The organism is Hymenobacter metallicola, from assembly GCF_004745645.1.
GTDB lineage: Bacteria > Bacteroidota > Bacteroidia > Cytophagales > Hymenobacteraceae > Hymenobacter > Hymenobacter metallicola.
Genome location: NZ_SRMB01000002.1, coordinates 562,696 through 578,002 on the forward strand (window position 1 = coordinate 562,696; position 15,307 = coordinate 578,002).

Below are 15,307 nucleotides of genomic sequence, written 5' to 3' on the forward strand. Positions count from 1 at the left end.
GAGCCGCCGCGCTTTTTTACGAGCCCGTCGAGCCAACTTGCCGGCACCCGGGCTTATATTTGTTCAGGTTGCTTTTTCTGCGCTGCTTAGGCCGAAGAAATCTCCTGCTCATTCTTTTCGCGAGATTCCATGCCTGCCGAAGTTGTTGACTTTCAACTCATCTTTGACTCCCTTCCGACCCCGCACCTAATTTTGTCGCCGGCGCTGGTAGTGGAGGCGGCCAATGAGGCAATGTGCCGGATCCTGCACCGCAGCCCGGCCCAGCTCGTGGGCTTGGATGGCCTGGCGGTATTACCGGCTTCGGCGGCCGGCCCCGAGCACACCGCTACCGTGTGGCGCACGGCCCTGCTCGACGTATTACAGCACCGCTCGGTGCAGACCCTCGATATTCAGCGCTACGATCTGCGCCGCACCAATGGCTCGGTCAGTACCCGCTACTGGCAGGCCACCTTGCGGCCGATGCTGCAGAGTGGGGCGTTGCGCAACATTGTGTGCCGGGTACTGGACGTAACCGAGCAGGTGCTGGCCCAGGAGCAGGGCAACCTGAGCCGGGAAAGCTTCAGCCTGCTTACCCAGGCCACCCACGATGCCATCTGGGATGCCGACCTGCGCACCGACAAGGTGTGGCGCAACGAGATGTTCACGACCTTGTTTGGACACCACCCGTGCGAATTTGGCAACTCTGAGCTGTGGTGGCAGCACCTGCACCCCGACGACCGGCCCGTGGTGGCAGCGCAACGGGCGGCGGCCTTTGCCGGGCAGGATTCGGTTATCAACAACGAATACCGGTTTCAGCGGGCCGACGGCTCCTGGGCCGAAGTGCTGGACCGCGCCTACATCGTGCGCGATGCGCAGGGCCAGGCCGTGCGTCTGCTCGGGGCCATGCAGGACGTGACCCAGCAGCGGGAAGCCGAACGGCAGGCCCGTCAGAATGCCGTGCGGTTTCAGGCACTGGCCGAGGTGCAGCAGCAGCTTATCTGGACCACCGACGCGGCCGGCAACATCGACTACGTGAATCCTTACTGGCAGCAGTATCTGGGCTCCACGCTGGCCGAGGCGCGCGAATCGGGCTGGCAGCACCAGGCCCACCCCGACGACTTTGCCAGGGTGCGGGCTCAGCGCCTGCACTCTGTGGCTACCGGCACTCCTTTCACCACGGAGGCGCGGCTGCGCAGTGCCAAAACCGGCGAGTACCGCTGGTTTCTGTGCCGGGCTGTGCCCGCCCTCGACCCCGCGGGCCAAGTGGTACACTGGGTGGGCTCAGCTACCGATATCAACGACCAGAAGCGGACCGAACACTCGCTCAAGCAAAGCATCAATCAGGTTAGCAAGCTGCTGGAATCCTTGCCCCAGATGGCCTGGACTTCGCGCCCGGACGGTGGCGTGACCTACTACAATCAGCGCTGGTTTGACTTTACCGGCGGCACGCTGGCCGAGTTGCAGGACTGGGGCTGGGAACGGTTTATTCATCCCGACGACCTTCCCGCTACGCTGGAGCACTGGAGCTACGCCCTGGCGCACGGCACCCTGTTTGAAAAGGAGCACCGCTGGCGTAACAAGCACGGCAATTACCGCTGGTTTCTGGCCCGGGCCGAACCGATCTGCGACGAGGACGGCCAGATCATACTGTGGGTAGGTACCAACACCGACATCCACGAAAGCCGGCAAGTGCTACACCAGATGCAGGAGAAAGACCGGCTGCTGCACCGGATTCTGGGCCAGATGCCGGCCAACATTGCTACTCTGCTGGGCCCTGACCACATCATCGGCTTCGTAAACGACGGCATGCGGCGCCTGTATGGCCGCCGGGCCGTGACGGGGCACAAGATTGCGGAGGCTTTCCCCGAGGTGGAAGAACAGGGCTTTGTGGCGCTCATGGACCAGGTTTATACCAGCGGCCAGCCCTATTACGGCGTCGAGCAGGTTACCCTCATTGAGAATGAGCTGACCGGCCAACCCGAAACCCACTACCTCGACTTCACTTATCAGCCCCTGCTCGACGAGGCCGGCCGGGTGCAGGGCATCCTCATTTTTGCCGTCGAGGCCACCGAGCGGGTGCTGGCCCGGCGCCGCGCCCAGCTTCTGGACGCAACGGTGCACCAGCGCGACGAGCAGATGCGCTCCATGACCGAGGCCCTGCCCCTGATAACATACATCAGCAACCTGGAGGGCCGGCCGCTGTATTTGAGCCCCCAGTGGTTTGCCTATACCGGCCACGACCTGACCATCACCCTGGACGAGGCCTGGCTACAGGCCATCCATCCGGAGGACCTGAGCAACACCGCCTCTTTTCAGCAAGCTGCCGCGGCCAAACAGGTCTGGACCGGCGAGTTGCGCCTGCGCCGCCACGATGGCGAGTACCGCTGGCACCTGAGCCGCTCGGTGCCGGTACTCGACGAGCAGGGCGAAGTAGTGCGCTGGTACGGCTCCTCGACCGACATTCACGAGCAGAAACTGATTCAGGCTAACCTGCGCTGGAACCAGGAGCGCTACGAACTGGCGGCCCTGGCCACCGACGACGCCATTTGGGACTGGGACCTGCTTACCAACCAATTAACCTGGACCCCGGCCATTGAGCGGGTTCTGGGCCACCGCGTGTTTGCCGTCGAGCACAAAGTTACCTGGTGGTACTCCCAGATTCACCCCGATGATGTCCAGCGGGTCACTAGCGGTATTCACGCCGTAATTGATGGCGGGCAGTCAGACTGGCAGGATGAATACCGCTTCCGCCGGGCCGACGGCACCTATGCCCAGGTGCTGGACCGGGGCCACGTGGCCCGTGACGAGGACGGGCGGGCCACCCGCATGATTGGCGCCATGCAGGATGTAACCCTGCAGCGCAAGGCGGAAACGGCCCTGCGCCAGCGCGAAAAGGAGTTTACGGCCCTGGCCAATTCGATGCCCCAACTGGCCTGGATGGCCGAGCCCGACGGCAACATCTTCTGGTACAACGAACGGTGGTATGCCTACACAGGCACCACCCTGGAAGAAATGCAGGGTTGGGGCTGGGCCAGCGTCCACCACCCCGACTACCTGGCCGGCGTAATCGAGAGCTGGCGCCAGGCCCTGACGACCGGAAAACCGTGGAAAGACACCTTCCCCTTGCGCAGCCACGAGGGCGAATACCGCTGGTTTTTGTCGCGGGCCCAGCCCATTCACAATGAGCAGGGCGAAATAGTGCGCTGGATTGGGACCAATACCGACGTAACCGAGGCCCAACGCGCCCAACAGCAGCTCGAGCAGCAAAACAACGAGCTGCGGCGCATCAACGAGGACCTGGACAATTTTGTGTACACGGCCTCCCACGACCTCAAGCAGCCCATTCACAACATGGCCGGCATCTTCGAGGAGCTCACGCGCACGGCCTACTTCCGCGACCCGGACGCCATTAAGCTGGTCAGCATGTTTGAGCGGGCTCTGCACCAGATCTACGACACGATTTATAACCTCTCGGAACTGGTACAGGTGCAGAAGCTGCGCCACGAGCTACCCAAGGAACCGGTGGCCCTGGAGCCCCTGGCGCGGGAGGTACTCGAAAGCATTGGCGAGCAGCTAGCCAACGTGCGGGCCATCGTCACCACGGATTTCGCCCTGGCTCCGGTGGTAGAGTTTGTGCGGCCCAACCTGCAGAGTGTGCTCTACAATCTGGTGAGCAACGCCCTGAAGTATGCCGCCCCCAAACGCACGCCGCGCATTCACCTGCTCAGCACCCGGCACGACGACCACGTCGTCATTTCCGTGCGCGACAACGGGGTGGGCATTGACCTGGAGCGGTACGGAAGTCAGCTGTTTCAAATGTTCCGGCGCTTCCACAGCCATGTCTCGGGTTCGGGCATGGGGCTGTATTTGATTAACCGCATTGTGCAAAGCTACGGCGGGCATGTGGAGGTGGAGAGTGAGCTGGACAAGGGCTCTACCTTCCACATTTATATTCCGCTGGTGGGCCAGCCCCTAAGGCCAGTGCCCGAAGAACCAGTGTTGCTCATTTAATTTGGGCTGCAGTAGCCTTTGCGGGGCGACCTTTCGTTTCTTGTCGTTGGTACATCTACCTGCCTATGCCCCTTCCCCCTATCCCCTCTAAACTGCCCGATGTGGGCACCAGCATTTTTTCGGTTATGTCGCAGCTGGCGGCCGAGTGTGGTGCTATCAATCTGGCCCAGGGATTTCCTGACTACGACCCACCCCAGGCGCTGACCGAAGCCCTGGCCCGCCACGCCCGCACCGCCGGCCACCACCAGTACGCGCCCATGCCCGGCCTACCCCGCCTGCGCGAGGCCATCAGCCGCAAAACGGCGGCCGTCAACGGGGTAGCCGCCCCAAATCCCGACACCGAAATTACCGTTACCAGCGGGGCTACCGAAGCCCTGTACGCCGTGCTGGCCGCCGTAGTGCGTCCCGGCGACGAAGTAGTGGTGCTCGAGCCGGCCTACGATTTATACGGGCCGGCCATCCGGCTGCAGGGCGGTATCCCCGTTTACGTGCCGCTGCGGGTGCCCGAGTTTACCCCGGATTGGGACCTGGTGAAAGCCGCCCTGTCGCCGCGCACGCGCCTGCTGATGCTCAACACCCCGCACAACCCCTCCGGCGCTGTGCTCACGGCCCAGGATCTGACCACCCTGGCCGAGCTGCTGGCCGATACCACCACACTCGTACTCAGCGACGAAGTGTACGAGCACATGGTATTCGACGGGCAGCGCCACGCCAGCGCCCTGCAGTTTCCGGACTTGGCCGAGCGCAGCTTCGTGCTGTCGTCGTTTGGCAAAACCTACCATGCAACCGGGTGGAAAGTAGGCTACTGCATTGCCCCGCCCCCGCTCACGGCCGAGGTGCGCCGCGTCCACCAGTTCCTGACGTTTGCCGTGAGCACGCCCGCCCAGCACGCCCTGGCCGACGTGCTGGCCGACGCCGAGCAGTACACCACCCTGCCGGCTTTCTACCAGCACAAGCGCGACTTGTTTGGCCAGCTCATGCAGGGCTCCCGATTTGAGCTGCTGCCCACGCCCGGCTCCTACTTTCAGCTGGCCCGCTACCACCACATTTCCGACGAAGGCGACCTGGCTTTCGCCCAACGGCTCACCCGCGAGTTCGGGGTGGCCGTCATTCCGGTTTCGGCTTTTTACCACCACGCCCAGGACCACGGCCTGATTCGCTTCTGTTTTGCGAAGCGTGATGAAACTCTAACCCAGGCCGCCGAACGACTACGGCAGCTGTAACGCGGCGGGCAAAGTCAATTTATTGGCGATATTGCTGTTTAACCCAGGACGGGGAAATAATAGGATCTATCGGAAAACAGCTTGCATTTTTCTTTTCAGAAGCAGTATATTCCTCAGTAGAAGCCCTGCCCTATTTCTCACTACCTCAACCTACTGCGCGTGTCTGACTTAACCGTATCCTTTGTTCAAGCCTCCCTGCACTGGCAAGACCCGGCCGCCAACTGGGCCGAGCTGGGGCAGCACATCGAGGAGATTTCCATTCCGACGGACCTGATTGTGCTGCCGGAAATGTTCACGACCGGCTTTAGCATGGAAGCCGCCACGCTGGCCGAAACCATGGATGGCCCCACCGTGGCCTGGATGAAGCAGCTGGCCGCCACCCGCGACGCGGTAGTGACCGGCAGCCTGATCATCCGGGAGCAGGACCGCTACTTCAACCGCCTGCTCTGGGTGCGGCCCGATGGCACGCTGAGCTACTACAACAAGCGCCACTTGTTTAGCATGGCCGGCGAACGGGAAGTGTACGTGGCCGGCAATGAGCGGCTGGTGGAAGAATGGCGCGGCTGGCGCATCTGCCCGCTGGTGTGCTACGACTTGCGCTTCCCGGTCTGGAGCCGCAACCTCGCCAGCCAGCCCTACGACTTGCTACTGTACGTGGCCAACTGGCCCGCGGCGCGCCGCACAGCCTGGATAACGCTGCTACGGGCCCGCGCCATCGAAAACCTGGCCTACACCATGGGAGTGAACGTTGTCGGCATTGACGGCAACAGCCTGGCCTACGCCGGCGACTCGGCCCTGCTCGACATGCGCGGAGAATACTTGGTGGAAGTCGGCAACCACGAAACCAGCATCACCCGCACCCTGCGCCGCGCCGACCTGGAAGCCTTCCGGGAGCGTTTCCCGGCCCTGAATGATGCCGATACCTTCTCGCTGGGCCAACCCGTTTCGGAGCTGACGCACCAGGCATAACCAGCCTCGACGCATTAAAAAAGCCCCCGGCGCAGCGCCGGGGGCTTTTTGTGCTTCAGCCGAACTAATCGTTTATTGCACCACCAGCCGCTGCACACCCGTTTGGCCATTGGCGGCCTCGGCCTGCACCAGATACACGCCCGCCGCCAGGCCGCTCAGTTCCAGGGTATGGCGCTGGCGTAAGGTTGCTTCGGTGCGTACGTGGCGCCCCATCATATCCAGCACCACAACCCGGGTCGGCCGGGGCGTTTCGATGGTAGCGGTTGTCGTGGCCGGGTTAGGATAAACGCTTAGCGCCAGCGCCTGGGCAGCCGTTTTGGTGCCCAGCACCAGGCCCCGCACGCCCAGCGCCACCACGCCCCCGTCCTCGGTGCCCACAAATAGCTCGGGCGTACCGTCGTTGTTGACGTCGGCGGAAGCCAGGGTATACAGGTTTTCGATGCGCGAACCCAACTCCAAGTTTTCAAAGCGGGCCAGCGTCGTGTTGTACAGCACGTCGGTGCGGTCCAGGAAAATAGTGTTCTGGTTGCGGAAATTGGCAAAAAAGTGCAGCGTCCCCAGCTCGTCTATCGTGACCAGGTCGGGCTGATTGTCACCGTCGAAGTCGGCTACGGTGGCGGCCAGGTTGTTGGGCCGCTCGTCGGTAGGCGTGCGAATGTGCCCGTAGTCGCCATTGACCAACACAAAGGTCCGACTCAGGGGCTGCGTGCCGGTATTGCGGTAATAGCGCAACGCTTGCCCGGGGAAGTCGCTGGAGTTGGTGTTAGTGCTCAGCAGCATATCCACGTTGCCGTCGCCGTCTACATCCGTAAAGCAGGGCGTATCGTACACTCGGGCCGGCACGTTTTCCAGCAGCACCGGCGCGGCCGGGTTGTAGACGGCGGCCTGGTTGGCCGGGGCCGTGTTGAGCACGTAGGCAATGAAGTTGTAGGAGCTGTTGCGCAGCGTGAAGGCCGAGTACACCAGATCCAGGGCCCCGTCCCGGTTCAAATCGACTAACGACGGGCGCAACGAACCGTACTTCTCGCCCGACAAGCCCAGGTAGTCGTTGGTGATGAGCTTGTAGACAGGTTTGGCCGCGGTGCCCACGTTTTGGTACAACCACAGCGAGGCCCGATAAAACCCGTTGGCCGTGGTGCGGCTCACGCCCCCGATGAGCATATCCTTCAACCCGTCGCCGGTCAGGTCGCCAAAGGCCGGGGCGGCTTTGTCGCTCACGTCGAGCATGTCGCGCTGCAGGAAGTCGTTTTGCCGGAAGGCGAAGTTGGGCACGGCCGTGGTGCTGGTATTTTCATAGAGCCACACATTCTGGTGCGTATCGATGGTGTCGAGGTGGTCGAACACGTTGGGGGTCACGACCAGGTCGGGGCGGCCGTCAAAGGTCAGATCCAGGGAGTACGGGGCCGGAAAGTTAGGCAGGCGCAGCGGGGCTGCGGCCGGGAAGTTGGTACTTTGCCCCGCCGCCGTGAAGCGGGCCGTAGCCGGGGTTCCTTCGTTGGTCAGGCGTACCAGCTCCGGGCAGTTGTCGCGGGCTGTGAGCAGGTCTTTGTCTCCGTCCCCGTCCAGGTCGATGGGCAGCAGGTTGTTGCCGCTGGTATGGTTGGGCCGCAGCAGGCTGCGGCATTCGTCGGCGCCGAATACGAAGGAAGTACAGCTGGTATAGCAGGTCTTGAGGCCGCCCCAGCGCTCGGTGCTTTTCTGAAAGGCCAACCCGCCGCAGGCCGCCGTGCTGGTATTGACGAAGTAATGGACGGTGGTGCTGTTGATGTAGTTGAAGGTGGCAATGTCCAGCCGACCGTCGCCGTTCACGTCCTCAATGGCGGGCATGTTGTAGCCCCCGGTGTTGATGTTGATCATGCCCCCGTTCGGGCCGGGGTCGAAAAACTCCAGCTCGTCGCTGACCTTTTGAAACGTGGGCCGTCCCCCGGCGCCGGCCACATTCCGATACACCCGGATACTGCCGCTGATGGCCCCCATCGTGAAAATGTCGGCGCGGCCGTCGCAATCGTAGTCACGGAGCTGCACCCAGTTGGCGAGGTCGGTCGGAAACAGCGACTGGTAATCGGGGGCGTACTGCCACTGCCGGCCGCCACCGGGCCGCGCCTCGTTCAGGTAGGTATAGGAGCGCCGCGTCTGCCGGTCGAAGAGGTAGAGGTCGTTCTGATTATCGCCGTTCAGGTCGATGGAAGAGAACTGGGTCGTGTTTAGTCCCCCCACCCAGGGCGTGCGCAGGGTATCGGTGCCGTGTACTACTTTTGCCACCGACCGGTACTCAAATCCAAATGGAGTTTGGGCCGTAGCCGCCAGCGGCAACCCGAGCCACACGCCTAGAAATAGCAAGTTAAATAAGGGTTGTCGCATAGGTTATTCACGGTTTACAGCAGAACGAAAGTACTTCCAAGTTACGCACAATCAGCATGCAAGATATAGCGGCTTTATACGCCCGGTTTCAGCAGTGCGCGGCCGTCAGCACCGACTCGCGCCAGGACCAGACCGACACGTTGTTTGTGGCCCTGAATGGCCCGTCCTTCCGGGGCCGCGACTTTGCCGCCCAGGCGTTAGCCAAAGGAGCCCGCTACGCCGTGGTCGACGATGCCGAGCTGGCGGCTTCGGCCCCCGACCGCTACACCTACGCCCCCGACCCGTTGCTAGCCTTGCAGGGCCTAGCCCACCACCACCGGCGGCAGCTGGCTATTCCGGTTATCGGCATCACCGGCTCCAACGGCAAAACCACGACCAAAGAACTGGTACACGCGGTACTGAGCCGCCGCTATGCCGTGCAGTACACCCGAGGCAACCTCAACAATCACATCGGAGTTCCGCTGACGCTGCTTAGTATTCGCCCCGGCGAGCATGAGCTGGCCATTGTGGAAATGGGCGCCAACCACCAGGGCGAAATCGACTTGCTGAGTCGCCTGGCCGAGCCCACCCACGGCCTGATTACCAACATTGGCAAGGCCCACCTCGAAGGCTTCGGCGGCGTGGAAGGCATTGCCAAGGGCAAAGGGGAGCTGTTCCACTTTTTAGCGTCTACCGGGGGCACGGCCTTCGTCAACACGGCCGACGCCAAGCTGCCGACGCTGGCCGCGCCCGTAGCCAAGCGTATCACCTACCCCGGCCCGGCGGATACCTACCCGGCCGAATTGCGGGCAGCGGCCCCCAATGTGGTGCTGCACCTCTTCGACGGCACGGTGGTAGAAGCGCAAATCACGGGCGGCTACAACTTCCCGAACCTGGCCGCCGCTGCCGCCGTCGGGGCGCACTTTGGGGTGCCAACGGCGGATATTGCGGCAGCGTTGGCCGGCTACGCGCCGACCAATAACCGCTCCCAGTTGGTAAGCACCGGCCGCAACGAGGTCATTCTGGACGCTTACAACGCCAACCCCTCGTCGATGGCCGTCGCCCTGGCCAGCTTTGCCGCCCGCCCTGCGCCCCCGAAGAAGGTGGTTATTCTGGGCGACATGTTTGAGCTAGGTCAGGAAAGTGAGGCCGAGCACCGGGCTCTGGGTGAACTGCTGGCCGCCCAGGCTTTTGACACGGTATTGCTCTGCGGCGCGGATATGCGCTACGCGGCCTTGCACCCCGATTTTCACCATTTCCCGACCAAAGCCGAAGCCGCGCAGTGGCTGGAAGCCAACCCACTCAGCGGCCAGCAGATTCTGATTAAAGGCTCCCGCGGCATGGGCCTGGAAACCTTGCTGCCGCTGGTATAGCCATTGAGTATAGCAGCAAAAAGGCCGGCAGAAGTACTTCTGCCGGCCTTTTTTACTGGGCTACCCTAACGAAGGATCTTACGCGAAAGGCGTGTCGAAGCCGGCGAATGCGGGCAGCATCCGGTCCTTGTCCGACACGAGCGGTGCCTCAATGCCCCAGTCGATAGCCAGGGTTGGGTCGTTCCAGAGCAGGCCGCCTTCCGAGCTGGGCGTGTAGTAGTCGGTGCACTTGTACAGAAACAGCGTGTTTTCCTCCAGGGCCATAAAGCCGTGGGCAAAGCCGGTGGGCACGTAGAGCATGTTGCAGCGCCGCGAGTCGAGCTCCACCTTCACGTGCTGCCCATAAGTGGGCGATGAGCGGCGCAAGTCTACTACCACGTCCAGTACGCGGCCGGTAGCCACCCGCACGAGCTTGGCCTGGCTGTAGGGAGGCCGCTGGAAGTGAAGGCCCCGCAACACGCCCACCCCCGAGCTGGATTGATTATCCTGCACCCACTCACCGACGGCGCCGGCCTCCTGCATAATTCGGGCACTGAAAGACTCAAAGAAGGCGCCGCGCGCGTCGCCAAATACCCGGGGCGTAAACTCGATTACGCCAGCCAGAGCGTGGTGCTTAATTTCCATTCAGGGAGAGAGGTTATTGATACGAAACCACGGTTTTCGAGGGGGCAAGGTAGGCAGAAACGCGGGCTAGCGTTTGCCCAAACCAACGGCCTCTACGATACGCAGGTACTTATCGAGGACAATTTGCTCATCAAATTTTTGCTCAGCCAGCTGCCGGCCGGCCTTGCCCATGGCCTCAAGCTCGGCCGTAGACAGGCGCTGCACCTGCAGCATTTTCTGGGCCAGGTCGGCCGCGTCGCGCACCTGGCAGAGCAGGCCATTGACGCCGTCGACCACGGTTTCGCGGCAGCCGGGCACGTCCGTCGTCACGATGGGTTTGCCCATCGCCGCAGCTTCGAGCAGGGTTTTGGGTGTGCCTTCCCGGTACGAGGGCAGCACCACGCAGTCGGCGCGCTGGATGTGCTCGGCCACGTTGTCGGACGTGCCCAGGTACTCAATGTGGCCGGCCTGCAACCACTGGTCGAATACGGCGCGCTTCACCCCGATGTTGCCCGACTCATCCACGCCGCCGAGCAGCTGAATACGGGTGCCGGGCAAGGCATCACGCACGATGCGGGCTGCTTCGAAATATTCCTCAACCCCCTTTTCGTAGAGCACCCGCGCTATCATCAGAAAGGTGAACGGCTCGTGGCGCACAAACTCGGCCGCGGGCCGGAACCGGTTGGTATCCACGCCCGAGCCGGGCAGCAGGTCGGTAATGTCGGCGCGCACCAGGCCGTGTTGCAAGAACAGCTGCCGGTCGTCGCCGTTCTGGAAAAACACCCGCTTGGGAAACTGAAACGCAAACCGGTACAGGCCCAGGGCCACTTTGCTCACCAGGTTCTGCACAATGAACACCGTGCCCAGGCCCGACACGTTGTTCACGCTCGGAATGCCGGCCAGCTTGGCCGCCAGGGTGCCATAAATGTTGGGCTTAATGGTGTACTGCAGCACCACGTCGGGCTTTTCGCGGCGGTAAATAGTGTAGAACCGGCGCGTGAGCAGGGCATCCTTTACGGGGTTGGTGCCCTTGTTTTCCATCAGAATCGGCACGTAGCGGCAGCCCAGCTCGGTTTCGAGCCGCTCGGAATAGGCGTCGGGCGGGGCTATGGCCAGCACCTCGTGCCCGGCTGCCTGCAGAGCCTTGACTAAGCTCCGACGAAAATTCCAGATGTTCCAGGAAGTATTAATAACAATGGCAACGCGCATGGGGCAGATTCGGGATTCGGGGCGCAAAGGTAGCAGGTCAGGTTAGGGTATTGGCAAAAAATAAGCAGCAGCCACCCTGGCCGGGTTGCTTACCTTCGCCCTATGATTCGCTTTGCCTCTTTTCTTTTTTCCGCGCTGGCCCTCTTTGGGCTGGGTAGCGCCTGTTCTTCGGCGGGCAGCTCCGAGCCCGAAGAAACGGCCGCTGCCGCCCCGCCACCTACCGCCGAGCTGCCCGGAAAAGCCCTCTATACGCAAAACTGCGTCGTTTGTCACGGCCCCGACGGCAAACTCGGCCTCAACGGCGCCCACGACCTGACCAAGAGCAACCTGAATGCCACCGGCCGCGTGTATATGGTAACCCAGGGCCTGGGCAAGATGCCTTCCTTTAAAAATCAGCTGACGGAAGAACAGATCCAGCAGGTCGTGGCCTATTCTCTTACCCTGAAATAGGCGGCCCGCCCCGGTTGTTCACCCCGGCACCCCTGCCGCTTTTTTCTTAGCACCCACCGCAATTCTATGGCTAACAAACCCGCCTCCAAAGGCCGTAAGCCCGGCAATAGTACCCGCCACCCCGGCGCCGTTGATGGGGTCAGTGGCCGCGTCGGCCGCATTCTGGCCAAGGCCAACAAAGAAGGCACCTACGACACGGCCCTGGAACAGGAAACGGCCGTACTCGTGGCCGTGCCCGATAAGCGCCAGCCCGACAGTCAAACCCAGGAATACCTCGACGAACTGGCTTTTCTGGCCGAAACAGCCGGGGCCAAGGTCACCAAACGCTTTGTGCAGCGCCTGGAAAAGCCCGACATCCGCACCTTTGTGGGGGAGGGTAAGCTGGAGGAAATCAAAGCCTACGTGCAGCACACCCAGGCCAGCATGGTTATTTTCGACGATGACCTCTCGCCTTCCCAGCTGCGTAACCTCGAAGCCGAGCTGCAAGTCAAAATCGTGGACCGCAGCCTGCTGATTATCGACATTTTCGCCAGCCGGGCCAAGTCGGCCACGGCCCGCACCCAGGTGGAGCTGGCCCAGTACCAGTACCTGCTGCCCCGCCTCACGGGCTTGTGGACGCACTTGAGCCGGCAGCGTGGTGGGGGCGTGAGTCAGCGCGGACCGGGGGAAACGGAAATCGAGACTGACCGGCGCGTAGTGCGCGACCGGATAGCCCTGCTCAAGGACAAGCTCAAGGAACTCGACAAGCAAAGCAACACCCAACGCAAGGCGCGCGGGGGTATGGTGCGCGTGGCCCTGGTAGGCTATACCAACGTGGGCAAAAGCACGATTATGAACCTGCTGAGCCGCTCCGACGTGTTTGCCGAAAACAAGCTTTTCGCCACCGTCGACTCGACGGTGCGCAAAGTAGTACTCGAGAACACGCCCTTCCTGCTTTCCGACACGGTAGGGTTTATCCGCAAGCTGCCCACCCGCCTGATTGAAAGTTTCAAAAGCACGCTCGACGAAATCCGGGAGGCCGACCTGCTCGTGCACGTAGTAGACATTTCCCACCCGTCCTTCGAAGACCAGATTGCCGTTGTCAACGACACGCTCAAGGACATCGAGGCGGCCGACAAACCGATGCTACTGGTCTTCAACAAGATTGACCGGTACGACACCGGACAGGAGGAGCACCACGGCGGCTTCGAGGGCATGAATGTGGATGAGGATATAGAGCCCCGCCCCACCCTGGAGCAGCTGCAGGCCAGCTACATGGCCAAGATGCACGACCCGGTAATCTTTATTTCGGCCCAGGAGCGGCAGAATATCGATGAGCTACGGGCTTTACTCGTGCGCCACGTGGCCGTACTGCAGGAGCAGCGCTACCCCTATCAATCGTATGACGAGGCGGAATAACTAACTCGTTGCCGTTCAAACAAAAGCCGCCCGGACGTTTCGTTCGGGCGGCTTTTGTTTGCTCTACCCCGGCTTTTGTAAGCCTGGAGCCTGGGGCAAAACCTAGGAGCGTACTAAGGCAGCTCAGCCGCCACCGCCTGGCTATTCACGCGGGATTATCTGCGTAAGTGGGAAGACCAGTAAACGCCCGCCCCGGATCTGCACGCCTTCATTTGGTGGGTAATACTATTCTGAATCCCGCGTACAGCAAGCAGAACAGGGCAAAAACATATCGGCCTATATTTTGCAACATTCGCAACCAATAGGCATATATAGCACAATTTATATCATTAAAAGACCATTATTTTATTATTTTAACAAAATAAACGCAACCAAAAATAGGGAGTTACATATAAGGCTTTTACATTGAGACTCATTCCACTCTTCTCTCACCAAACCTTCCTCCCTATCACATGAAGAAAAACCTTTACGCAATTGCTCTGGCCTGTCTCGGGCTGGGTACTCTTACAGCACAAGGCCAGGATCAGCACATGTTGTCTATTGATCGGGCCCCTGCCGCGCCAACGCGCGAGTGCGCTACGATGGAAGTATTGGAAGCCCAAATGGCGGCCGACCCCACCTTGGCCCGGCGTATGGCCGACGTAGAGCGTCATACAGCGGAAGTAGTAGCCAACCCCACGGCTCGGCGCACGAATGCCATTGTGACTATCCCGGTGGTCGTACACGTGGTGTATAATACCACTGCTCAGAACGTGCCCCAGTCGCAGATTGATGCCCAGATTCGGGTGTTGAACGAAGACTTTGCGAAAACCAACAGCGACGCCAGCCTGATTCCAGCCGCCTTTGCCGGTGTAGCCGCCGGCACCAATGTGCGTTTTGTACTGGCCAAGCGCGACCCCAACGGTGCCGCTACAACCGGCGTTGTCCGCCGGTCGACCAAAACCCGCTCGTTCAGCAGCAACGACTTTGTGAAATACACGAGCAAAGGCGGTAGTGATGCGTGGCCCCGCGACAAATACCTGAACCTGTGGCTGTGCAACCTCGGCCAGGGCCTGCTGGGCTATGCCCAGTTCCCCGGCGGCGCGGCGGCTACCGATGGGGTGGTGTGCCTGTACTCTTCGGTACCCGGCGGCACGGCCAGCAACTACAACAAAGGCCGCACGGCTACCCACGAAGTTGGCCACTGGCTGAACCTGCGCCACATCTGGGGTGATGCCACCTGCGGCAATGACTTGGTAGCCGATACCCCTACCCAGCAAACCTCCAATGGCGGCTGCCCTACTTTCCCCCACGTAACCTGCGGCAACCAGGGCGACATGTCGATGAACTACATGGACTACACCTATGATGCCTGCATGTATATGTTCACCGGCGGTCAGTCGGCTCGTATGGATGCCTTGTTCTCGGCGGGCGGTGCCCGCGTGGGCCTGACGACCTCCCTGGGCGGCACGGCCCCCCGCATGGTGGCCGCTACCACGACTTCGGATGTAGCCCTGTACCCGAACCCAGCTGATAACGTGCTGAATCTGACCCTGCCCCAGAGCCAAAACTCGTGGGTGGTAAAGGTATACGACCTGCGCGGCCACGAAATGTCTCAGGCCCGCTACAACGGCCAAGGCCAGGTGTCGGTAGGCCAGCTGCCCAAGGGTCTCTACCAGATGACCCTCTCCAACGGAGAACAGACCATTCGTCAGCGTTTCGAAAAGCAATAAAGTCCTATCTTAGCAGCGCTAGCAGCCGTTGCAGCGCCTG

General features: G+C 61.4%; 10 protein-coding genes. 7 read left to right on the forward strand and 3 right to left on the reverse strand.

Annotated elements, in window-relative coordinates; translation table 11 throughout:
* Nucleotides 1–129: 129 nt before the first annotated feature.
* From E5K02_RS13175 to E5K02_RS13185, 3 genes are all read left to right on the forward strand, one after another.
* Complete coding sequence (locus E5K02_RS13175) at nucleotides 130–3,990, forward strand: PAS domain-containing protein (protein ID WP_135395241.1); 3,861 nt, start codon at nucleotides 130–132, stop codon at nucleotides 3,988–3,990.
* 65 nt (nucleotides 3,991–4,055) lie between these two features.
* A complete protein-coding gene (locus E5K02_RS13180; RefSeq protein WP_135395242.1) occupies nucleotides 4,056–5,213 on the forward strand; it encodes a methionine aminotransferase in 1,158 nt (385 codons plus the stop codon).
* Nucleotides 5,214–5,372: 159 nt separating this feature from the next.
* Nucleotides 5,373–6,182: an amidohydrolase gene (locus E5K02_RS13185; RefSeq protein ID WP_135395243.1), complete on the forward strand. Its 810-nt coding sequence runs from the start codon at nucleotides 5,373–5,375 to the stop codon at nucleotides 6,180–6,182.
* A 72-nt stretch (nucleotides 6,183–6,254) separates the two neighbouring features.
* Here E5K02_RS13185 and E5K02_RS13190 read toward each other — a convergent pair whose 3' ends face one another.
* On the reverse strand, nucleotides 6,255–8,543 hold the full coding sequence (locus tag E5K02_RS13190; RefSeq protein WP_135395244.1) for an FG-GAP-like repeat-containing protein: 2,289 nt from the start codon (nucleotides 8,541–8,543) through the stop codon (nucleotides 6,255–6,257).
* Nucleotides 8,544–8,599: 56 nt separating this feature from the next.
* On the opposite strand from E5K02_RS13190, the gene E5K02_RS13195 reads away from it, so the two are divergent.
* Complete coding sequence (locus tag E5K02_RS13195; RefSeq protein WP_135395245.1) at nucleotides 8,600–9,895, forward strand: UDP-N-acetylmuramoyl-tripeptide--D-alanyl-D-alanine ligase; 1,296 nt, start codon at nucleotides 8,600–8,602, stop codon at nucleotides 9,893–9,895.
* A gap of 78 nt (nucleotides 9,896–9,973) precedes the next feature.
* On the opposite strand, the gene rfbC is transcribed toward E5K02_RS13195, so the two are convergent.
* Together rfbC and E5K02_RS13205 are read right to left on the reverse strand one after the other, a co-directional pair.
* A complete protein-coding gene (gene rfbC, locus E5K02_RS13200; RefSeq protein WP_135395246.1) occupies nucleotides 9,974–10,519 on the reverse strand; it encodes a dTDP-4-dehydrorhamnose 3,5-epimerase in 546 nt (181 codons plus the stop codon).
* A 66-nt stretch (nucleotides 10,520–10,585) separates the two neighbouring features.
* Nucleotides 10,586–11,707: a glycosyltransferase family 4 protein gene (locus E5K02_RS13205; protein ID WP_135395247.1), complete on the reverse strand. Its 1,122-nt coding sequence runs from the start codon at nucleotides 11,705–11,707 to the stop codon at nucleotides 10,586–10,588.
* Between the two features lie 102 nt (nucleotides 11,708–11,809).
* Between E5K02_RS13205 and E5K02_RS13210 the strand changes: the two genes are divergently transcribed.
* The 3 genes from E5K02_RS13210 (at nucleotide 11,810) to E5K02_RS13220 (ending at nucleotide 15,267) form a co-directional block, all read left to right on the forward strand.
* The gene (locus E5K02_RS13210; RefSeq protein ID WP_135395248.1) at nucleotides 11,810–12,157 is read left to right on the forward strand and encodes a c-type cytochrome; all 348 of its coding nucleotides are present in this window, start codon (nucleotides 11,810–11,812) and stop codon (nucleotides 12,155–12,157) included.
* 66 nt (nucleotides 12,158–12,223) lie between these two features.
* A complete protein-coding gene (gene hflX, locus E5K02_RS13215; RefSeq protein WP_206025957.1) occupies nucleotides 12,224–13,555 on the forward strand; it encodes a GTPase HflX in 1,332 nt (443 codons plus the stop codon).
* A gap of 452 nt (nucleotides 13,556–14,007) precedes the next feature.
* Nucleotides 14,008–15,267 carry a M43 family zinc metalloprotease gene (locus E5K02_RS13220; RefSeq protein ID WP_167856390.1) on the forward strand — a complete coding sequence of 420 codons (1,260 nt, stop codon included), beginning with the start codon at nucleotides 14,008–14,010 and terminating at the stop codon, nucleotides 15,265–15,267.
* Nucleotides 15,268–15,307: the final 40 nt, after the last annotated feature.